Below are 21,501 nucleotides of genomic sequence, written 5' to 3' on the forward strand. Positions count from 1 at the left end.
AAAGAACGAATTTCGTTCATTTTAGAGGACTTCTTATGCCCGGATGCAGAAGTCCTCCATTTTTTTGCCTGAAAAACAGTCAGTCAAAAGAAATGGAGGACTTCAAAATGAAAAAAGAATTTTATCTATATGTAAACGGACAAAAGGTAAAAGTCAGTGAGGAGATATACAAAGTCTACTGGCGTGAAAGAGAACATGAAAAGTATTTAGAGCAGGTGGACAGAAAAAACCACTTGCTCTTTTTTTCATCGTTGGATCATGATGGACATTATGTAGATAATATTGTCGATGAAAGCGTTGATGTAGCAAAGATTGTAGAAACACAAATGATGATTGAATCATTGCGATACGCTATATCAAAACTGAATGATGAAGAAAGGGACATCATAGAGCGTTTGTACTTCAATGATGAAACACTTCGATCAGTAGCAAAATTAAAAAGTATTACACATCCGGCTTTAATGAAGAGAAGAAATAAAATTCTTGAAAAGCTGAAAAAATTTATCGAAGAACTTTAAAACTTCGGTAACCAAAGGGGTCAAATTTTCCTTATGTAAAGTGAAGGGGAGTTTGACTTCCTTTACTTTTATAAGAGATATAGCCTATTTATGGCAAACAGGAAGATGTAAAGAAAATCCCTTTCAAATATTTGTTCTTTGACAACTGAATAGACCATGACGGGACTTTTAATTACTTAGTGAGCGTAAGGAATTTACGCCATGACTTTCCTGCTGAAGAAATTCGGTTTAAATGAATACTGTCAAAGACAAGGATAGAAGGAAACGAGCGATAAATAAATTTTCTTAAAGCAAAGAACGAGGATAACTTTGCGAGCGATGACCTAAGTAATGATAATGATACTTCTTTAGTGAAAACCGGCTCATCTTAACAGGGGCGGTGGTGAGATTCCAATGTTGCTTATCCTAAGCACCCGTTAATGTCATAAAACTTTAGATAAAATTATATGAGGAGGATTTAGAATGAATAATGAACTATTAAGATATAGCCTCCAATTATCTATGCTATCTATCTTGCTCTCTAAACATTTACTAAACGATATTGAATATAGAAAGATAAAGTTAAAACTGATGAAAAAGTACAACATTTCAACAGAATTATATTTATAATGTTTTGCGAGTGTGGTATAATAGAACTGCATAGAGAGATACAAAAAGGAGGCGGATGCAGTGAAGAAAGATGTAAAAGTTATTAAAGGTGATACCACACTGAAAAGAACTGCATCAGGCTGTGTTGAACGCTCAATAAAGAGAGTGGCAGCGTATTGCAGAGTTAGTACGGATACTGAAGATCAGATTAACAGCTATAATTCTCAGGTAGAACATTACACAGAATTTATACAAAAAAATAAAGAGTGGACTCTTGCCGGAATATATGCTGACGAGGCGATAACAGGAACACAGGTTGATCGAAGAATTGACTTTCAAAGATTAATAAATGACTGTATGAACGGCGATATAGATATGATAATTACAAAGTCTATATCAAGATTTGCAAGAAATACATTAGACACCTTAAAGTATGTAAGAAAGTTGAAAGAGTTTAATGTTGCGGTCTTTTTTGAAGAGGAAAACATAAACACCTTAACAATGGACGGAGAGTTGCTTTTAACAATTTTGAGTTCAGTTGCGCAACAGGAAGTAGAGAACATTTCAGCCAATGTCAAAAAAGGTTTGAGAATGAAGATGGAAAGAGGAGAAATGGTCGGCTTTCAAGGGTGTTTAGGCTATGACTATGATCCGGAAACTAAAAGCATTTCTATCAATGAAAAAGAAGCTGAGATTGTAAGATATATTTTCAGAAGATATATTGAAGGTGTTGGCGGTATGGTAATCTCCAGAGAACTTGAAGAACAAGGATATTTATCGCCAAGAGGAAATAAAAGATGGACGGAAACAACAGTTTTAGGAATCATAAAAAATGAGAAATATAAAGGGGATCTTATGATGGGAAAGACCTATACGGTTGATCCTATTTCAAAGAGAAGATTGGATAATTTCGGAGAACAGGATAAGTTTTATATAGAGAATCATCACGAGCCAATCATTTCGGAAGAAGATTTTGAAAAAGCTCAAGGTATTAGATTAAGAAGGTCAAAAAACAGAAATACCGTTGCTAATAATGGCGGTAAGAGAGAAAAGTATTCAAGAAAATATGCTTTTAGCAGTATGCTTGAATGTGGATTTTGCGGTCATAATCTTTCAAGAAGAAATTGGCATTCGAGTTCAGAATATACAAAAGTTATATGGCAGTGTGTCAATGCTACTAAAAACGGAAAGAAGTATTGTCCGCATAGTAAAGGGATTGAAGAAGAAGCCATAGAAAAAGCATTTATGGAAAGTTATCGTCAGGTATGCCACAATAATGTGGAAATTACTAATGAATTCCTTAAAACTGTGGAAGAAGAATTGAAAGACAACAGTTTAGCTAAAGACCTGAAGAAGATAACAAATCAACTTGATAAGATACTAAAGAAAGAAAAGGATCTTGTTGAGTTAAGGCTGAATGAGTCAATCAGCATGGATATATATCAGGATAAGTATAATGAAATAGCTATTAGTAAAGAAAAATTACTTGCAGAAAAAAGGACTTTAGAAGTAACACTCACTGATGAAAAAGCGTTGAAGAAAAGGCTCGAGGGGTTTAAAAAATTACTTGAGTCCAATAAATATCTTGAGGAATTTGATAGGGCAGTATTTGAAAGTATAGTAGATAAAATCATCATTGGGGGAACTAACGATGAAGGTGAAATTGATCCTGCAATGATTACTATCATATATAAGACTGGAAAAAAAGATTCTCAGGACGGAAGATTATTCAAGAGCAGAAGAAAAAATGCCAAGGAAGTTAATGAGGAAACTGACAACAAATTGTATCCTCATTCAAGCGACGAGGTCAATAATTTGTGTTCCTATCCTATGGACAACACATGTGGAGTGCGTAGTGTCGCTACAACGAAGCAAAGAGTGAAAATCCTTTATTTTAAGCCCTTTTTCAAGCATATCGTCTTGACGAGTGAGGGTGATCAAATCCGAATACAGACACGATAAATACATCGAGCATTACTATCTGGGATGATGTGTTCGTCTATACCTCGCAGGACGAAGAAAAAGGCAGGTTTTTGGAGCTGAAAGGAAAGGGCTATCGAACTGGTATTCAATGTTTGCGATGTCGAGGACGTGCTGTTAGAGCTGTTCAAGCGTATCATTGGAGCGTAGCAATCAATAAGCTTGCGGTTTACACAAACTTGCCATTCCCTATGAGAGTTTGGACATAGAGAAAATGAAAAAGGGGAACGTAATGGAATACAGATAAAAGATAGTCATGTTATGAATTTCATTGAATGGTTCACAAATATATGGCATAATATGTGAGTATGTAAATTGCTAAATTATAATTTAGAGGTGTAAAATGAAATACAAAGAGTATGGATTAAAAAATAAAGATATTATAATTTTATTACACGGTGGTGGTCTTTCTTGGTGGAATTATATAGATGAAATAGGCTTGCTTGAAGATGAATTTCATATTGTTATTCCTATACTAGATGGACACTCAGACAGTGATACAAATTTTATTTCTATTGAAAATAATGCTTCAGAAATAATAAATTTTATAAATGAAAATTATAATGGAAAAGTAAAATTGATTGGAGGATTATCATTAGGAGGACAAGTATTGTTAGAAATATTATCTAGGAATCCCAATATATGTGAATATGCTGTTATTGAAAGTGCTTTGGTGATTCCAATGAAGTTTACTTATAAAATGATAGAACCGATATTTAATTTAACATATGGTTTAACTAAAAAAAGCTGGTTTTCAAAATTACAGTTTAAAAATTTAAAGATAAAAAATAGTTTATATGATTTATATTATGAAGATACTTGTAAAATTTCAAAAAATAATTTAATTGCTTTTATGAAGTCAAATTCTAGTTATGAATTAAAAGATACTTTATCACGTACTAGAGCAAAGGTTCTAATACTAGTTGGGAGCAAAGAAAGATCTATTATGAAAAAATCGGCAGTTAAAATTGCTGAATTAATACCAAATAGTGAACTTGAAATATTACAAGGGTATTATCATGGAGATATTAGCATAAATCATGCAGATGATTATGTTGAAAGAGTAAAGAGATTAGTTCGTTAAATTCCAGTTTAGCAATTTCATATCCTACGCAAAAAGCGGTTACTCCTTTGAAAAATCCCTAGTCAATTATCAAAATGATACTTGGACTAGAGAAGATATGGCTAAAGCAACAGAAAAAGTGGCTAAGAGAATTGTGGATTATATTTTTGAATTGTAAAATTTACTTTTCTAATGCTGAAGTGCTGGCATAAAATAAAAATATTTTGATTTATAGTGTTGAGAAGTTCTTGTTTCTCCTTTATGGAAATAGTAGAGAATGCCATGTGGGTATGGTATAATATGATTGTTGCGAGTCAGAGCTATTCTAACAGAAGGAACATTCAGAAAGTGAGAAGAATGGCAATATCAGCAGTTATTCCTTGTTATTATGAAGAAGAGACGATTCCACTGTTTTATGCAGAAATGGAAAAAATAGAATCACAGATGAACGAAGAGTTTGAATATATTTTTGTTAATGATGGTTCACAAGATAGACTTTATAAATTCTACGCGACCTAAATCAAGTAGATGAACATGTTCATTATCTTTCTTTTTCAAGGAATTTTGGAAAGGAAGCGGCTCTTTACGCAGGTCTCAAATGTGCAACTGGTGATTGGGTGACCGTCATGGATGCAGATTTGCAAGATCCTCCGGAACTTTTACTCACAATGAAATCCATGCTGGATAAGAACCCTGATTTGGATTGTGTGGGAACACGATGGACAACTCGTGATGGAGAGCCTCCGATTCGTAGCTTTTTTGCTAAGATGTTTTATCAATTAATCAATAAAATTAGTCAAGTTGAAATGGTGGATGGTGCGCGTGACTTTCGTCTCATGCGCCGACAAATGGTAGATGCCATTTTAGATGTTTCTGAATACAATCGTTTTTCCAAGGGAATATTTGCTTAGGTTGGTTTTGATACAGAGCATTTAGAATATAAAAATGTCAAAATGATTGTAAGTAGCAAAAAAATTAAAAAACTGCAAGCGTTTTAAAGAAAAATCGGGAAAAGGATTGATAAAAACGAAAAGGTAGTATAGAATGGAATTATTGAGAAATAATATATTAAAAGGAGTCGTTATATGAACTACAAAGAAGTTTATGAACAATGGCTAAACAATGATTTCTTTGATGAAGAAACAAAAGCTGATTTGCTGTCTATTCAGGATGATGAAGCTGAGATCGAAGATCGATTCTACAAGGGTCTTGAGTTTGGGACCGCTGGTCTTCGTGGGAAATTGGGTGCTGGTACCAACCGCATGAATAAATACATGGTAGGAAAAGCAGCCCAAGCATTAGCTGAAACCTTGAAAGACCATGGTGAAGAAGCGATTAAAAGAGGTGTTGCAATCAGTTATGATGTCAGATATAAATCAAAAGAATTTGCTGAATTGACTTGCTCTATCATGGCTGCTCATGGAATTAAAACCTATATTTACAATGGCATTCATCCTACACCAATGTGCTCGTATGCAATTAGAAAATTGCACTGTAAAGCAGGAGTCATGGTAACGGCTAGTCATAATCCACAAGAATACAATGGCTATAAAGCGTATTGGGAAGAAGGTTCACAGATTTTAGATGACATTGCAGGACAAATTGCAGGTCATATGGATGAAATTGTGAATTTTGAAGACATCAAGTCCATTCCTTTTGAAGAAGCCTTGGAAAGCGGTCTTGCAAATTATATTGATCCATCTGTTGAAGAAGATTACTACCAAGAAGTTCTCAATTTAACGATCAATGAAGATGTTGATAAATCTATCAAAGTTGGCTACACTCCTTTGAATGGTACAGGAAATATTCCTGTCAGAGAAATTCTGAAAAGAAGAGGATTTGAAAATATCTTTGTTGTCAAAGAACAAGAATTTCCTGATCCAGATTTTACAACAGTTGGTTATCCAAATCCAGAATTTCCCAAAGCATTTGCTTACTCTGAAAAGCTTGGAAAAGAAAATAATTGTGACATTTTGATTGCCAATGACCCAGATTGTGACCGTGTTGCTCTGGAAGTAAGAGATGCGAATGGCGATTATATCTTTTTAAACGGAAATAAGATCGGTGCTTTGCTTGCTTATTACATCTTCTCTCAACGTTATGCCCTCAACAATTTGCCTGAAAATCCTGTCATGGTGAAATCTATCGTTACAGGAGATTTATCTAGAGCAATTGCAAAGAAATATGGCATTGAAACAGTTGAGACTTTAACTGGATTTAAAAATATCTGTGGAAAAGCCAATGAATATGAACGTACCAAAGAAAAAACTTATGTGTTCGGTTATGAAGAAAGTATTGGCTTCTGCTATGGAACTTTTGTCAGAGACAAAGATGCTGTCAGTGCTTCTATGATGATTGTAGAAATGGCTGCTTACTTTAAAAAACAAGGTAAGACTTTGTTAGATGTTTTAAATGATATTTATGCAGAGTTTGGCTTCTATAATGAAAGACAAGTTTCGCTTGAGCTAGAAGGTGTAGAAGGTCAAGAGCGAATTGGTCGCATGATGGAAGAATTTAGAGAACATCCGTTGACAACAGTTGGAGCAATGGAACTTGAAAAAGTGATTGACTTTAAAGATGGCTATCTTGATTTTCCAAAACAAAACTGCTTGAAATATTACTTTAAAGATGGTTCATGGTATGCACTCAGACCGTCAGGGACTGAACCTAAAATCAAACTATACATCTATTCAATTGGTAAAGACGAAAAGGAAAGTGTTGAAAAACTCGATCTTATTGAAAGGGCTTGCCGAGAAAAAATGGATAGCGTGAAATAAGCACATATAAAAAACTTGAAGCGCTCTTTTGAGAACTTCAAGTTTTTTGCTTTTTAAAGACTGGTTGAATGTTTTGGCTGTATTTTTTGGTCGGGATAGATATAGTTCATAGCATTGTTGATAGCTGTAGGAGCTTCGCCTAGTCCTGTGGCTATCAAATCAATCTTTCCGTCGTAACTACAGCAATCTCCAGCAGCATAGATACCTGCGACAGAAGTTTCTTGTTTGCTATTGACGATAATCTTGTGGCGATTGAGTTCTAGTCCCCATTTTTTTAAGTTTCCAACAGATGATTTGAAGCCATAATTGACAAAAAGCTGATCAAGCGGCAAGAGCTCTGTTTCATTGCTTTTCACTTTAGTAATCTCAAGATGAGTGAGTTTGTTTCCATCGCCTATAAGTTGACTTGGGACAAATGGTGTTTTAATCGTGACAGTAGAAGCTTTTAGCTCATTGACACTGTGTTCTAAAGCACGGAAATTATCCCTGCGGTGAATGATGCTGGTCGGTGCAATCTTATCAAAAGCCAATGCCCAATCAACAGCAGAGTCACCACCGCCTAGAACGACAATATTTTGCCCAGCGTATTGATTGATATTTGACACGTGATAGTGAATGTTTTCAAATTGGTCTACATTTTCTAGCTCCAGCGGACGTGGTTTAAAAGCACCACCTCCCATAGCAATCAAAATGGCTTTTGAGATGTGTTCCCCTTTGCTAGTTGTTAAGGTAAATAATTCATCATTTTTTTCGATATCTAATACAGTCTCATTGAGATGTATGCTTGTTTCAAATGTTTTTACTTGATCAATCAAACGCTCAATCAATTCTTCACCTGTTAGATTGATAAAACCAGGAACATCCAGAATTTTCTTTTCAGGATAGAGAATGGCTGGCTGTCCACCGAGCTGAGGCAGCGAATCAATCAAATTTACTTTTGCTTGACGCATATGAGCATAAAAAGCAGCAAAAAGACCCACAGGTCCCCCACCAACAATCGTAATATCAAAAATTTCAGACATGATTTCTCCTTAAAATAGTAACGTATTTCTATTTTATCACAAAATGAGGAAAACGATAGAGAAATTGTGTTAGGACACGTGAATTATGTTACAATAGTTACAGATTATATTATTAAGGAGACATACATGCAAGCAGTTGCACATTTTATTGAAACATTTGTTCCAGAACATTATGATATTTTTTTAGATTTGAATCGGGAGCAAAAAACATTCACAGGTAAGGTTAGCATTAGCGGGGAAGCAAAGGGAGAAAAAATCTCTCTTCATCAAAAGGATTTGACAATCCAATCCGTTGAGGTAGCTGGCGAAGCTCGTCCTTTCTCTGTAGATAATGAAAATGAAGCAGTTTACGTTGAGCTTGGTCAAGCAGGAGTTGTTGAAGTAACGCTGACTTATACGGGTAAAATTACAGACAATATGACAGGGATTTATCCGTCTTACTATACTGTTGATGGAGTTAAAAAAGAAGTGCTTTCTACTCAGTTTGAAAGTCATTTTGCGCGTGAAGCTTTTCCAAGCGTAGATGAGCCAGAAGCAAAAGCAACTTTTGATCTTTCTTTGAAATTCGACCAAGTAGCAGGAGAAATAGCGCTTTCAAATATGCCGGAAATTGATGTAGAAAATCGAAAAGCAACTGGTATCTGGACATTTGCAACAACGCCTCGTATGTCTTCTTACCTCTTAGCATTTGCAGCTGGCGATTTGCAAGGTGTTACAGCTAAAACAAAGAATGGTACTTTGGTGGGGGTATACTCTACTAAAGCCCACCCTGCTTCAAACTTAGAGTTTGCCCTAGATATTGCAGTTCGCTCTATTGACTTTTATGAAGAATATTATGGGGTGAAGTATCCAATTCCTCAATCCTTACATGTAGCTTTACCAGATTTCTCTGCAGGTGCTATGGAAAATTGGGGCTTGGTCACTTATCGTGAGGTTTACCTCTTAGTAGACGAAAATTCAACTGTTACTAGTCGTCAGCAAGTAGCTCTTGTGATTGCTCACGAATTGGCGCACCAATGGTTTGGTAACTTGGTCACAATGAAATGGTGGGATGATCTTTGGCTCAATGAAAGCTTTGCTAACATGATGGAATATGTCTGTGTGAATGCCATTGAACCAACTTGGAACATCTTTGAGGATTTCCAAACAAGTGGCGTTCCTCTGGCTCTAAAACGGGATGCGACTGACGGTGTTCAATCTGTCCATGTGGAAGTAAAACATCCAGACGAAATCAATACCTTATTTGATCCTGCGATTGTTTACGCTAAAGGAAGTCGTCTCATGCACATGCTTCGTCGTTGGCTAGGAGATGAAGCTTTTGCAAAAGGCTTGAATGCTTATTTTGCCAAACATCAATATGGTAATACAATTGGTCGTGACTTATGGAATGCTCTTGGTGCAGCTTCAGGACGTGACGTAGCAGCCTTTATGGATTCGTGGCTAGAACAACCAGGCTATCCTGTTTTGACAGCGATTGTGGAAAATGACACTCTCAAAATTTCTCAAAAACAATTCTTTATTGGTGAAAAAGAAGAAAAAGGTCGTCTATGGGTTGTACCATTGAATAGTAATTGGACTGGTATCCCAGATACTCTAGAAACAGAAACGCTTGAAATTCCAAATTATACAGCTCTTGCAGCTCAAAATGAAGGAGCACTTCGTTTTAATACGGAAAATACAGCGCATTACATTACTGATTATCAAGGCGAATTGCTAGACAATATTTTGGCAACTATTACAGACTTAGATAATACAAGTAAGTTGCAAGTGGTGCAAGAACGTCGTTTGTTGGCTGAAGCTGGTTTCGTTTCATTTGCAGATTTGATTCCAGTGGTTAAAAAATTGACCAATGAAAGATCTTATCTTGTAGTATCTGCTGTGAAAGCTGTGCTAAATAGTTTGAAGACTTTTGTGGACGAAGGGACAGAAACAGAGGTTGCTTTTAAGAAATTACTTGTTAAGCTGAATCAAGCTAACTTTGACCGACTTGGTTTTGAAGCTAAAGCAGGCGAAACAGATGAAGATGAATTGGTTCGTCAAATTGTTGTAGCGAATATGATTGCGGCTGATGATGAAAAAGCGAGTCAAAAAGCGAGTCAAATTTTTGAAGCTTATCACGATAGTTTGGAAAAACTTCCTGCAGCCACTCGCTTGCAAATTTTGATTAACCAAATCAAACACCAGGAGACAAAGGAATTGACCGATAAATATCTATCAACCTACATCACAACGGTTGACGGCAACTTCCAACGTCAATTGGCTTCGGCTCTTTCTTATACGAAGAACGAAACAACACTCACTCATCTTTTAGAAGAATGGAAAAATAAAGATATTGTAAAACCGCAGGATTTAGCAATGAGCTGGTATTTTACTTTCTTACAACATGATTTCACACAAGGAACTGTCTGGACTTGGGCGCGTGACAATTGGGATTGGATTAAGGCAGCTCTTGGTGGAGATATGAGCTTTGATAAATTTGTCATTTATCCAGCAAATGCTTTCAAGACGCATGAACGTTTGGCAGAATACAAAGCCTTCTTTGAACCACAATTGTCTGACTTGGCTATCAGCCGTAACATCAGCATGGGAATCAAAGAAATTACTGCCCGTATTGATTTGATTGACAAAGAAAAAGCAGCTGTTGAAGCAGCAATCAAAGCAGCAGTATAGCAGTATAACAGTATAAAAGAGAAAAGGTTGAATGATAATGTCAGCCTTTTCTTATTGCATTTTGCTATTTTATTAAAAAGGTGATAGTTTTTGAAAGAAAATGCTTGACTTTGAAATAAAATGGTGTATAATGAATCTGTAAACGATTGCAGGAAGAGGTGAGGTCTATCTTAAAATCAGAACGCAAACAGGTAATTTTAGAGGAAATCAATCATCATCAAGTTGTTTCTCTGGATAGCTTAGTTCGTTTGTTAAATACGTCTGAATCAACAGTTCGTAGAGATTTAGACGAATTGGAAGATGAAAGAAAGCTGCGCCGGATTCACGGTGGAGCAGAAAGCATTCATTTCCTTCAAGAGGAAGAAAGCAATCAAGAAAAATCTATCAAAAACGTTCAAGATAAATTACGAATTGCTCAAAAAGCGGCGGAATTGATACAAGAACAGGATGTCATTTTTATTGATGCTGGAACGACAAATGAATTGTTAATCAATGAGCTTTCAAGCAAACATATGACGGTTGTGACCAACTCCATTCACCATGCTACAAAATTAGTTGAGAAAAATATTCCAACGGTTATTATCGGAGGGGTTGTCAAAAGCTCAACAGATGCTAGTATCGGTGGTGTTGCTTTGAACCAAATCGGTCAGTTGAATTTCAATAAAGCTTTTATTGGTATGAATGGGATTGATGAAAATTTCTATACAACGCCTGATATGGAAGAAGGAGCAGTCAAGCGAGCGATTCTTGAAAACGCCAAACAGACTTATATCTTAGCTGACGCCTCAAAAATCGGTCAGACCTCTTTCGTGAAAGTCGCCCCTATCAAACGTGCTAGCATTATTACGAGTGCATGTGCCAATGAGCAATTGGAAAAGATAAAAGAAAAAACGGAGGTTATTGAAGTATGATTTATACTGTTACGCTTAATCCTTCTATTGACTATATTGTCCGTTTAGATAAGGTCAATGTTGGAAGCGTGAATCGTATGGAGAGCGATGATAAATTTGCCGGTGGCAAAGGCATCAACGTCAGTCGTGTGCTCAAACGTTTGGGAATTGACAATACAGCGACTGGCTTTATTGGTGGCTTTACTGGAAAATTTATTACTGATACCTTGGAAAATGAAGCGATTGCGACCAAGTTTGTCCAAGTGTCAGAGGATACGCGTATCAACGTCAAGATTAAAGCAGATGCTGAGACAGAAATCAATGGAACGGGTCCGACCGTCTCACCAGAGCAATTGGCAGCATTAAAAGATATTCTTTCGGGGCTGTCAGAGAAAGATACAGTTGTCTTTGCAGGGTCAAGCAATAAAAATTTAGGAAATGTCGTCTACAAAGAGTTAATTAGCCTGACGAGACAAACTGGAGCACAAGTCGTTAGTGATTTCGAGGGACAAACACTTATTGATTCACTAGAGTTTCAGCCATTATTGGTAAAACCCAACAATCACGAGTTAGGTGATATTTTTGGAGTGAAGCTGGAAAATTTGGATGAGATTGAGAAATACGCTCGTGAAATTCTAGCTAAAGGTGCGCAACATGTCATTATTTCTATGGCAGGTGATGGAGCGCTTTTGGTAACAAAGGACGGAGCTTATTTTGCAAAACCAATCAAGGGAATCGTAAAAAATTCTGTCGGAGCTGGTGACTCAATGGTTGCAGGCTTTACTGGCGAATTTGTCCGTTCAGGAAATGCTGTTGAAGCCTTCAAATGGGGAGTAGCTTGCGGAACGGCAACGACTTTCTCTGATGACTTAGCGACAGCCGCTTTTATTAACGAAACGTATGAAAAAGTAGAGGTGGAAAAAATATGAAAATTCAGGATTTACTGAGAAAAGATGTGATGTTGCTTGATTTACAAGCAACTGAAAAAACAGCCGCTATTGATAAAATGATTCATCGTTTAGTTGACAGTGGTTATGTGACAGATTTTGAAACATTCAAAGAAGGAATCTTGGCTCGTGAAGCTTTAACCTCAACAGGCTTAGGGGACGGGATTGCCATGCCACACAGTAAAAATGCGGCAGTCAAAGAAGCAACCGTTCTTTTTGCAAAATCAAACAAGGGTGTGGATTATGAAAGTTTAGACGGGCAACCGACAGATTTATTCTTCATGATTGCTGCACCAGAAGGAGCGAATGATACTCACTTGGCTGCACTTGCAGAATTGTCCCAATACCTGATGAAAGATGGATTTGCAGATAAACTTCGTCAAGTGACTTCACCAGATGAAGTGATTGCGTTATTTGACCAAGCGTCTGATAAAGCAGCAGAGCCCGCAATGGTAGCACCAGCAACCAAAGATGGTGATTTCCTTGTTGCGGTAACAGCATGTACAACAGGAATTGCACATACTTATATGGCGCAAGAAGCTCTTCAAAAGGTAGCTGCTGAAATGGGAGTTGGTATCAAGGTTGAAACCAACGGTGCTAGTGGTATCGGAAACAAACTGACCGCAGAAGATATCCAAAAAGCAAAAGCGGTTATTATTGCGGCTGATAAAGCTGTAGAAATGGATCGATTTGACGGCAAGCCATTGATTAACCGCCCAGTTGCTGACGGTATTCGTAAGACAGAAGAGTTGATTAACTTAGCACTATCAGGAAAAGCAGAAGTGTATCATGCAGCCAATAAAAAAGCTGCCTCCTCTTCAACAAATGCAGCAGGTGGATTCTACAAACACTTGATGAGTGGTGTTAGCCAAATGCTTCCATTCGTTATCGGTGGTGGTATCATGATTGCGGTGGCATTCTTGATTGACCAAGCAATGGGAGTGCCAAAAGATCAATTGGCAAATCTCGGTACTTATCATGAGTTGGCAGCAATGTTTAAGAATATTGGTGGTTTGGCCTTTGGCTTTATGCTTCCTGTACTTGCCGGTTATATCGCTTATTCTATCGCTGAAAAGCCAGGTTTAGCACCAGGTTTTGTAGCAGGTAGTATGGCTTCAGCAGGTCTTGCTTTTGGTAAAATTCCATTTGCTGAAGGTGGGAAAGCAACTCTTGCACTTGCTGGTGTACCTTCTGGTTTCCTTGGAGCTCTAGTGGGTGGTTTCCTTGCAGGTTACGTTGTAAACTTCCTTAAAAAATCCTTGAGTGGTCTTCCAAAATCACTAGAGGGCATCAAGTCTATTTTGCTTTATCCGCTTTTAGGTACATTGCTAACTGGTTTCTTGATGCTGTTGGTAAATATTCCAATGGCCGCTATCAATACTGGCTTGAATAGTTTCCTAGAAGGCTTATCTGGTAGTTCAGCTGTCCTCCTTGGACTCGTTGTAGGTGGTATGATGGCTATTGATATGGGCGGTCCTTTCAACAAAGCGGCTTACATCTTTGGTACAGGAACTCTTGCTGCAACTGTTTCAACAGGTGGTTCAGTTGTGATGGCAGCAGTTATGGCTGGTGGTATGGTTCCACCTCTTGCAGTCTTTGTCGCAACCCTTCTATTCAAAGATAAATTCACCGAAGAAGAACGGAATTCAGGTTTGACAAACATTGTTATGGGTCTCTCATTCATCACGGAAGGTGCTATTCCATTTGGTGCTGCTGACCCTGCCCGTGCCATTCCAAGCTTTATGGTTGGTTCAGCTTTAGCAGGCGCACTTGTCGGCATGGCTGGTATTAAACTCATGGCACCGCACGGAGGTATCTTCGTTATTGCACTTACTTCAAATGCCCTTCTCTATATCATCTTCATCTTGATTGGCGCAATTGTAAGTGGTGTGTTATTCGGAGCGCTCCGCAAACCATTGAATAAATAATGATGAGTTTCATCGTTCTAGGAGTTGGAGAATAATTCTCTAGCTCCTTTTTTAATCTAAAAGAAACATTGAAAGGAGATGATTTTCATACTGATTAAAATAGTCAGGCGCTGGAAAATATGTTATAATTTTAATAACGCATATTTTGAGGAGAAATGAAATGGAATTACAACGCGAAAAAGAATTTGTCAGTCAATATCACTATGATGCACGTAATTTAGAGTGGGAAAAAGAAAACGGAACCCCAGAAACAAAAGTGGATGTCAATTTTCAATTGTTAAATCAAGATCAAGAAGGACAAGTAACTTCTATCGTTGTAATTGTGAGCTTTATGATTGTCTTTGATGCTTTTGTAATTAGTGGAACAATCTCACAAGTCAACCATATCATGGGACAAATTGTCAATGAGCCAAGTGAATTTGAGCAGGACGAAGTGGAACAACTAGCTCGTCCAAGTTTGTCCGTCTTAAATCGTTTGACCTATGAAGTAACAGAAATCGCCTTGGATTTGCCAGGTATCAATTTGGAGTTTTAATGCATGAAATTAGCCGTAATTACTGATTCGTCAGCATATTTGGATAGCAAAGTCATCGAAAATGAGCATTTATTTGTCTTAGATATTCCCGTTAGTATTGACGGGATTGAGTACATCGAAGGAAAGAATCTTTCTGCTAGCGAATTTTATCAAAAAATGGCAGCCTCTAGTGAATTGCCAAAGACTAGCCAACCGAGTATTGCCAGCTTAGTGAACACTCTGTCTTTAGTAGAAGGGCAAGGTTATACTCATGTCATTGGTCTGTTTTTATCGAGCGGCATTTCTGGCTTTTATCAAAATATCCAGTATTTGAAAGATGAATTTCCAAGTTTAGAAATTATTTTTCCAGATTCAAAAATCACAAGTGCGCCGCTTGGAATGATGGTGGAGCATATTTTGAACTGGGCTGAACAAGGGTTAGCGTTTGAGCAAATTTTAAGCAATCTTGACGTTCAAATCAAGGGAATTGGCGCTTTTATCATGGTAGATGACTTAAATCATTTGGTGAAAGGCGGTCGTTTGTCGAATGGCGCTGCAATTCTGGGAAACTTGCTCAGTATCAAACCGATTCTTTACTTTAATGACGAGGGCGTCATTGAGGTTTATGAAAAGATTCGTACCGAGAAAAAAGCTACGAAACGCCTGATTGAGATTGTCAAAGAGCAAACTGCACAAGGAAATTACCAAGTGATGATTATTCATGGAAATGCACTGGAAAAAGCAGAACATTTACATCAATTATTGTTAGAAGATGGTGTTTCCGGAGAGGTTCCGATTGCGACATTTGGTAGTGTGATTGGAACTCACTTGGGTGCTGGAAGTATTGCCTTAGCCTATATTCCGATTATTTAAGGAGAATTCCATGAGTATAAAGGTCATTATTGCTGGTTTCAAAGGAAAAATGGGACAAGCTGCTTATAACATGGTGACAGAAGATCCTGCATTAGAGCTCGTTGGATTGCTTGACCCACTTACTCCAGAAAAAGAAGTAGCTGGTGTTCCCGTTTTTAATCAGAAAGAAAATTTGAGTGGTGTAGAAGCGGATGTGTGGGTTGATTTTACAACTCCTAAAGTGGCGTATGAAAATACTCGTTTTGCATTAGAGCATGGCTTTGCGCCTGTGGTCGGAACGACTGGATTTACATCGGATGAAATCAAAGAGTTAGTTGAGCTTTCTCGGAAAAAAGAGCTGGGAGGCTTGATTGCTCCTAATTTTGCTGTGGGAGCGGTTCTCTTGATGCAATTTGCAGCGCAAGCAGCTAAATATTTTCCAGATGTGGAAATCATTGAATTACATCATGATCAGAAAAAGGATGCGCCGAGCGGCACAGCGATTAAAACAGCTGAATTGATTAGCAAGGTTCGCCCCCAAAAACATCAGGGTGCAATGGACGAAAAAGAAATATTGGCAGGAGCGCGTGGTGCAGAAATAGACGGCATGCGCATTCATTCGGTTCGTTTGCCAGGATTGGTGGCTCATCAAGAAGTCATCTTTGGCGGACAAGGTGAAGGACTGACACTTCGTCATGATTCGTACGATCGTAAGTCTTTCATGACGGGGGTGAATTTAGGTATTAAGGAAGTGGTCAAGAAAAAAGAGCTTGTCTACGGATTGGAATATTTGTTATGAGATTAAAAAATCTGCCTTCTGAATTTCAGGAGGCTTTACCAGTATTAAAGAAGATTAAGAATGCCGGGTTTGAGGCGTATTTTGTCGGTGGTTCGGTCCGCGATGCTTTGTTGAATCGACCGATTCATGATGTGGATATTGCAAGTTCCAGTTATCCAGAAGAAACCAAACGTATTTTTGAGCGAACGATTGATGTCGGAATTGAGCATGGGACAGTTTTAGTCTTAGAAGACAATCATGAATACGAAGTGACGACTTTTCGGACAGAGGATATCTATGTAGACTATCGCAGACCTAGCCATGTCACATTTGTTCGTTCTCTCGAAGAAGATTTAAAACGGCGCGATTTTACGATCAATGCTTTGGCTTTGGATGAAGCAGGGAATGTGATTGATTTATTTGCAGGGTTAGCTGATTTAGAAAATCAGATTTTACGTGCTGTAGGAACACCTTCGGAACGTTTCAACGAAGACGCTCTGCGCATCATGCGAGGATTTCGTTTTCAGGCAGCTTTAGGTTTTGATTTGGACACAGACACATTTCAGGCTATGAAACTGTGTGCGCCGCTATTAGAAAAAATTTCTGTGGAGCGGACTTTCATTGAATTTGACAAACTACTGACAGCGTCTTATTGGCGTAAAGGATTGAAAAGTCTGCTTGCCAGTGGTGCAACGGACTATTTGCCTGACATGCGCAGCAGCCAATTACAATTGGAAACGATGTTTGATATTAAAGTAGATTTTCAATTTACGAGTTCAGAGCAAGCCTGGGCTACTCTTTTAATGGCTCTTCAAGTAAATAATGTTAAAAAATTCCTCAAACATTGGAAAACTTCAAATGAATTTCAAAAGCGCGTAGAGCAAATTGTCACGATTTATACTATCCGCCAAAGGCATTTTCTGGATAAGGAAGAATGCTATCGTTTTGAACTGGACCTGATGATACAAGCAGAAGAAATTCGTCAAGCACAGGGATTAGCGGTTGATTTTGAAAAAATTCATTCTACTTATGATTCACTAACGATTCATGATAAACATGAAATTGTCGTCAATGGTGGCCTGTTAATCAAAGAGTTTGGTTTTAAGCCGGGGCCTGCTTTAGGACAGCTCTTGACTGAGATTGAGACGGCTATTGTGAATGGTGTCTTGGACAACCGTCTGGAGGCTATTTTAGCTTTTGTAGAGGAGAGAAGATGAGTGACTTTATTGTTGAAAAGTTGACTAAAACGATGGGAGATAAGACTGTTTTTAAAAATATTTCCTTTATTATTCATGGTTTGGATCGGGTTGGCTTGATTGGGGTCAATGGAACTGGAAAAACGACTTTTTTGAATGTCCTATCTGGAAAATCTGGATTTGACGGGGATGTCAATCCTTTTTCTGCTAAATCGGGCTATAAGATTGGCTACTTAACCCAAGAACCGCACTTTGATGACGACAAAACGGTACTAGATACGGTTTTATCTAGCAATCTGCGAGAAATGCAGCTCATTCGAGAGTATGAGTTATTGTTGTCTAACTATGACGAAAGCAATCAATCTCGTTTAGAGAAGATTATGGCTGAAATGGATGCTCTTCAAGCATGGGAAATTGAAAGTCAAGTTAAGACTGTTTTGTCTAAACTGGGTTTAAATGACTTATCTGCTAAGGTCGGCGACCTGTCAGGTGGTTTGCGACGCCGAGTGCAATTGGCGCAAGTCTTGTTAGGAGATTATGACTTATTGCTTCTTGATGAGCCGACCAACCATTTGGATATTGATAGTATCGAATGGTTGACGAATTTTTTGAAGAATTCCAAAAAAACGGTTCTTTTCATTACCCATGACCGCTATTTTCTAGACCATGTTTCGACACGAATTTTTGAATTGGACAACGGGGATTTACTTGAATATCAAGGAAATTATCAAGATTATGTCCGTTTGAAGGCGGAACAAGACGAACGAGATGCTGCCCTTCTCCATAAAAAACAGCGGCTTTATAAACAGGAATTATCCTGGATGCGTCGCCAACCACAGGCTAGAGCAACCAAGCAACAAGCTCGAATCAATCGTTTTCAAGATTTGAAAAAGGATTTATCTAATCAAGCAACTCAGACAGACTTAGAAATGAATTTCGAGACCAGTCGTATTGGGAAGAAAGTGATTGAATTTAAAGATGTGGACTTTGCTTATGGTGACAAGAAGCTCCTTTCTCATTTTAACTTGCTGGTTCAAAATAAAGATCGGATTGGGATTGTGGGGGATAATGGTGTTGGAAAATCTACCTTGCTCAATCTAATTGCTGGGAAATTAGCACCTCAATCTGGTCAATTGATCATTGGTGAGACGGTTCGTGTGGCTTATTTCTCACAGCAAATTGAAGGATTGGACGAATCCAAACGCGTTATTAATTTCTTGCAGGAAGTCGCAGAAGAAGTTAAGACATCTGCGGGGACGACATCTATTGCTGAGCTGTTGGAACAATTTCTCTTTCCTCGCTCCACTCATGGAACTTTGATTGAAAAATTGTCCGGAGGAGAGAAAAAGCGGCTCTATCTTCTCAAGTTATTGTTGGAAAAGCCGAATGTTTTGCTGTTGGATGAGCCGACTAATGACTTAGATATTGCGACATTAACGGTGCTGGAAAATTTTTTGCAAAGCTTTGCCGGCCCAGTTATTACTGTTAGTCACGATCGGTATTTCCTTGATAAAGTAGCAGATAAGATTTTAGCCTTTGAAGAGGGAACTATCAGAGAATATTTCGGTAATTATACTGATTATCTGGATGAAAAGGCATTTGAGCTAGAGAGCTCTGCTATTTCCCAAAAGTCGGAAAAGGAAAAAGTAACTAAAGTGCGAGAGGAAAAGAAGCGCTTAAGTTACTTTGAAAAACAGGAATGGGAATCTATTGAGGGAGATATAGAGAAGCTTGAGGAGAAAATTGCAGCTATTGAGGGGGAAATGCAGGAATATGCTTCGGACTTCGGTCGGCTCGCTGAACTCCAAAAAGAGTTGGATGCTAAAAATGATTTGCTTTTGGAGAAATATGAGCGCTACGAATACTTGAGTGAGTTAGTATAGAATTGACTACTGCCTGTAATGTGTGTCAAGTGTGATTGCATTTTTAAACAAGGTCTATTTACAAGTCCTATAAAATTTGGTATAATATCAACTAATTAAATAAGATTCCGCAAGACTAGTAGCTTAGGGGAAGTTTGACAGGGAGAAGAGCCAGAGACTGAGAGCTCTTTAGATGAAAACTAGGTGAATTCACTTGCAATAGGATTGAGAATTAAGGTCTGGGAAACCAGATAAAAACGGATGGTACCGCGTGTCAACGCTCCGCTTATGGAGTTTGGCATGCGGTTTTTATATTTGGAGGAATTATGTCAACCATTGAAGAACAATTAAATAAGCTTAGAGAAGAAACGCTGGCGTCGTTGAAAAAAATCTCGACTGAAAATGAAAAAGAAATGCAAAATCTACGAGTTTCTGTTCTTGGGAAAAAAGGCTCTTTAACAGAGATTTTAAAAGGAATGAAAGACGTCTCTGCCGATATGCGTCCGATTATCGGGAAGCATGTCAATGAAGCACGAGATATTTTGACCGCTGCTTTTGAAGAATCTGCAAAGCTACTAGAAGAGCAAAAAGTTGCTAATCAGTTGGCGAGGGAGTCAGTAGATGTCACCCTTCCTGGTCGGAAAATTCCTGCTGGGAATCGTCATGTTCTTAGCCAAACAAGTGAAGAAATTGAAGATATTTTTATCGGTATGGGCTATCAAGTCGTAGATGGTTTTGAAGTTGAAACAGACTATTACAACTTTGAGCGGATGAATTTGCCAAAAGACCACCCAGCGCGTGACATGCAGGATACTTTCTACATTACAGAAGAAATTTTGCTGCGTACTCACACCAGCCCAGTTCAAGCTCGTGCTATGGACGCTCATGATTTTTCTAAAGGTCCTCTGAAAATGATCTCGCCAGGGCGTGTGTTCCGACGGGATACGGACGATGCGACGCATTCTCACCAGTTCCACCAAATCGAAGGTTTGGTTGTCGGGAAAAATATTTCTATGGCAGACCTTCAAGGAACATTGCAGCTCATTGTGCAAAAAATGTTTGGAGAAGACCGCAGTATTCGTCTGCGTCCGTCTTATTTCCCATTTACAGAGCCGTCTGTTGAGGTGGATGTTTCTTGCTTTAAATGCGGTGGGCAAGGATGCAATGTTTGCAAAAAGACTGGCTGGATTGAAATTATGGGAGCTGGAATGGTGCACCCTCGTGTCCTTGAAATGAGTGGCATTGATGCTGATGTTTATTCTGGCTTTGCTTTTGGACTGGGTCAAGAACGGGTGGCTATGCTGCGTTACGGTATCAATGATATTCGTGGCTTCTATCAAGGTGATGTTCGTTTTTCAGAACAATTTAAATAAATGCTATGTTAGTAAAAGTAAAAGAAGGACAGGTTGAAGTTCTACGAGAACTGGAAGTGCAAACTTATCAAGAAACTTTCGGCCCTTATATCAAAGTGAAAGATATGCAAGATTATTTTACTCATGAACTCTCCCTTGAGCAGATTCAGAAGGATTTGGCGCAAGTAGAGTCGGAGACTTATTTTGCACTAGATGAGAAAGAAAAGATTGTTGGCTTTCTCAAATTTAACTGGGGGCAAGCACAGACTGAGCCAGTAGAATCAGAACACTCAATGGAGAATGCTTTTGAGGTTCATCGGATTTATGTTTTGAAACCTTATCAAGGACAGGGCTTTGGCAAGGAAATGTTTAATTTTGCCATGCAAGAAGCTACTAAACGAAAGTTTTCGTGGATTTGGCTAGGTGTTTGGGAAAAGAATTTCAAAGCGCAAAACTTTTACTTTAAATATGGTTTTGAACGTTTTAGTGAGCATGAGTATGCGACTGGTGAAACGGTTGATATTGACTGGCTCATTCGGAAAGAATTAAATTAAGCGAAAAAGC

The 21,501-nt window shown here is 38.2% G+C and carries 17 protein-coding genes and 1 pseudogene; 17 read left to right on the forward strand and 1 reads right to left on the reverse strand.

What is annotated here, in order from left to right; translation table 11 throughout:
• Positions 1 to 107: 107 nt before the first annotated feature.
• The 6 genes and pseudogenes from HMPREF3249_RS06225 (at position 108) to HMPREF3249_RS06245 (ending at position 6,926) form a co-directional block, all read left to right on the forward strand.
• Positions 108 to 518: a sigma-70 family RNA polymerase sigma factor gene (locus tag HMPREF3249_RS06225; protein ID WP_070867539.1), complete on the forward strand. Its 411-nt coding sequence runs from the start codon at positions 108 to 110 to the stop codon at positions 516 to 518.
• 462 nt (positions 519 to 980) lie between these two features.
• Complete coding sequence (locus tag HMPREF3249_RS09765; protein WP_039883526.1) at positions 981 to 1,127, forward strand: hypothetical protein; 147 nt, start codon at positions 981 to 983, stop codon at positions 1,125 to 1,127.
• 60 nt (positions 1,128 to 1,187) lie between these two features.
• Positions 1,188 to 3,068 carry a recombinase family protein gene (locus tag HMPREF3249_RS06230; RefSeq protein ID WP_070867540.1) on the forward strand — a complete coding sequence of 627 codons (1,881 nt, stop codon included), beginning with the start codon at positions 1,188 to 1,190 and terminating at the stop codon, positions 3,066 to 3,068.
• A gap of 361 nt (positions 3,069 to 3,429) precedes the next feature.
• Entirely contained in the window at positions 3,430 to 4,170 is a 741-nt protein-coding gene (locus HMPREF3249_RS06235) for an alpha/beta fold hydrolase (protein WP_059220865.1), read from the forward strand.
• A gap of 336 nt (positions 4,171 to 4,506) precedes the next feature.
• Positions 4,507 to 5,057 (forward strand): annotated as a pseudogene (locus tag HMPREF3249_RS06240) (glycosyltransferase family 2 protein); the annotation flags it as partial.
• Positions 5,058 to 5,234: 177 nt separating this feature from the next.
• Complete coding sequence (locus HMPREF3249_RS06245; protein WP_049533072.1) at positions 5,235 to 6,926, forward strand: phospho-sugar mutase; 1,692 nt, start codon at positions 5,235 to 5,237, stop codon at positions 6,924 to 6,926.
• A 53-nt stretch (positions 6,927 to 6,979) separates the two neighbouring features.
• On the opposite strand, the gene HMPREF3249_RS06250 is transcribed toward HMPREF3249_RS06245, so the two are convergent.
• A complete protein-coding gene (locus tag HMPREF3249_RS06250; RefSeq protein ID WP_059220862.1) occupies positions 6,980 to 7,948 on the reverse strand; it encodes an NAD(P)/FAD-dependent oxidoreductase in 969 nt (322 codons plus the stop codon).
• A 126-nt stretch (positions 7,949 to 8,074) separates the two neighbouring features.
• On the opposite strand from HMPREF3249_RS06250, the gene HMPREF3249_RS06255 reads away from it, so the two are divergent.
• The 11 genes from HMPREF3249_RS06255 to HMPREF3249_RS06305 all read left to right on the forward strand — a co-directional run bounded on the left by HMPREF3249_RS06255 (position 8,075) and on the right by HMPREF3249_RS06305 (position 21,491).
• Complete coding sequence (locus HMPREF3249_RS06255; RefSeq protein ID WP_070496763.1) at positions 8,075 to 10,618, forward strand: M1 family metallopeptidase; 2,544 nt, start codon at positions 8,075 to 8,077, stop codon at positions 10,616 to 10,618.
• A 167-nt stretch (positions 10,619 to 10,785) separates the two neighbouring features.
• Positions 10,786 to 11,529: a DeoR/GlpR family DNA-binding transcription regulator gene (locus HMPREF3249_RS06260; RefSeq protein WP_059221329.1), complete on the forward strand. Its 744-nt coding sequence runs from the start codon at positions 10,786 to 10,788 to the stop codon at positions 11,527 to 11,529.
• Complete coding sequence (pfkB, locus tag HMPREF3249_RS06265) at positions 11,526 to 12,437, forward strand: 1-phosphofructokinase (protein WP_059220858.1); 912 nt, start codon at positions 11,526 to 11,528, stop codon at positions 12,435 to 12,437. Before HMPREF3249_RS06260 ends, pfkB begins: the two co-directional genes overlap by 4 nt.
• Entirely contained in the window at positions 12,434 to 14,383 is a 1,950-nt protein-coding gene (locus HMPREF3249_RS06270; protein ID WP_070867541.1) for a PTS fructose transporter subunit IIABC, read from the forward strand. Before pfkB ends, HMPREF3249_RS06270 begins: the two co-directional genes overlap by 4 nt.
• 160 nt (positions 14,384 to 14,543) lie before the next feature.
• Complete coding sequence (locus HMPREF3249_RS06275) at positions 14,544 to 14,918, forward strand: DUF1149 family protein (protein WP_003024043.1); 375 nt, start codon at positions 14,544 to 14,546, stop codon at positions 14,916 to 14,918.
• Positions 14,919 to 14,921: 3 nt separating this feature from the next.
• A complete protein-coding gene (locus HMPREF3249_RS06280; RefSeq protein WP_003024045.1) occupies positions 14,922 to 15,770 on the forward strand; it encodes a DegV family protein in 849 nt (282 codons plus the stop codon).
• A gap of 10 nt (positions 15,771 to 15,780) precedes the next feature.
• Complete coding sequence (gene dapB, locus HMPREF3249_RS06285; protein WP_070867542.1) at positions 15,781 to 16,548, forward strand: 4-hydroxy-tetrahydrodipicolinate reductase; 768 nt, start codon at positions 15,781 to 15,783, stop codon at positions 16,546 to 16,548.
• On the forward strand, positions 16,545 to 17,744 hold the full coding sequence (locus tag HMPREF3249_RS06290; RefSeq protein ID WP_049533068.1) for a CCA tRNA nucleotidyltransferase: 1,200 nt from the start codon (positions 16,545 to 16,547) through the stop codon (positions 17,742 to 17,744). The genes dapB and HMPREF3249_RS06290 overlap by 4 nt, the downstream gene beginning before the upstream one ends.
• Positions 17,741 to 19,606: an ABC-F family ATP-binding cassette domain-containing protein gene (locus tag HMPREF3249_RS06295; protein ID WP_070867543.1), complete on the forward strand. Its 1,866-nt coding sequence runs from the start codon at positions 17,741 to 17,743 to the stop codon at positions 19,604 to 19,606. The genes HMPREF3249_RS06290 and HMPREF3249_RS06295 overlap by 4 nt, the downstream gene beginning before the upstream one ends.
• Positions 19,607 to 19,911: 305 nt before the next feature.
• Positions 19,912 to 20,958 carry a phenylalanine--tRNA ligase subunit alpha gene (pheS, locus tag HMPREF3249_RS06300; RefSeq protein ID WP_003029223.1) on the forward strand — a complete coding sequence of 349 codons (1,047 nt, stop codon included), beginning with the start codon at positions 19,912 to 19,914 and terminating at the stop codon, positions 20,956 to 20,958.
• 5 nt (positions 20,959 to 20,963) lie between these two features.
• Complete coding sequence (locus tag HMPREF3249_RS06305; protein WP_003029225.1) at positions 20,964 to 21,491, forward strand: GNAT family N-acetyltransferase; 528 nt, start codon at positions 20,964 to 20,966, stop codon at positions 21,489 to 21,491.
• Positions 21,492 to 21,501: the final 10 nt, after the last annotated feature.

This window comes from Streptococcus sp. HMSC36C04, from assembly GCF_001839535.1.
In the GTDB taxonomy this organism is placed as follows: domain Bacteria; phylum Bacillota; class Bacilli; order Lactobacillales; family Streptococcaceae; genus Streptococcus; species Streptococcus hominis.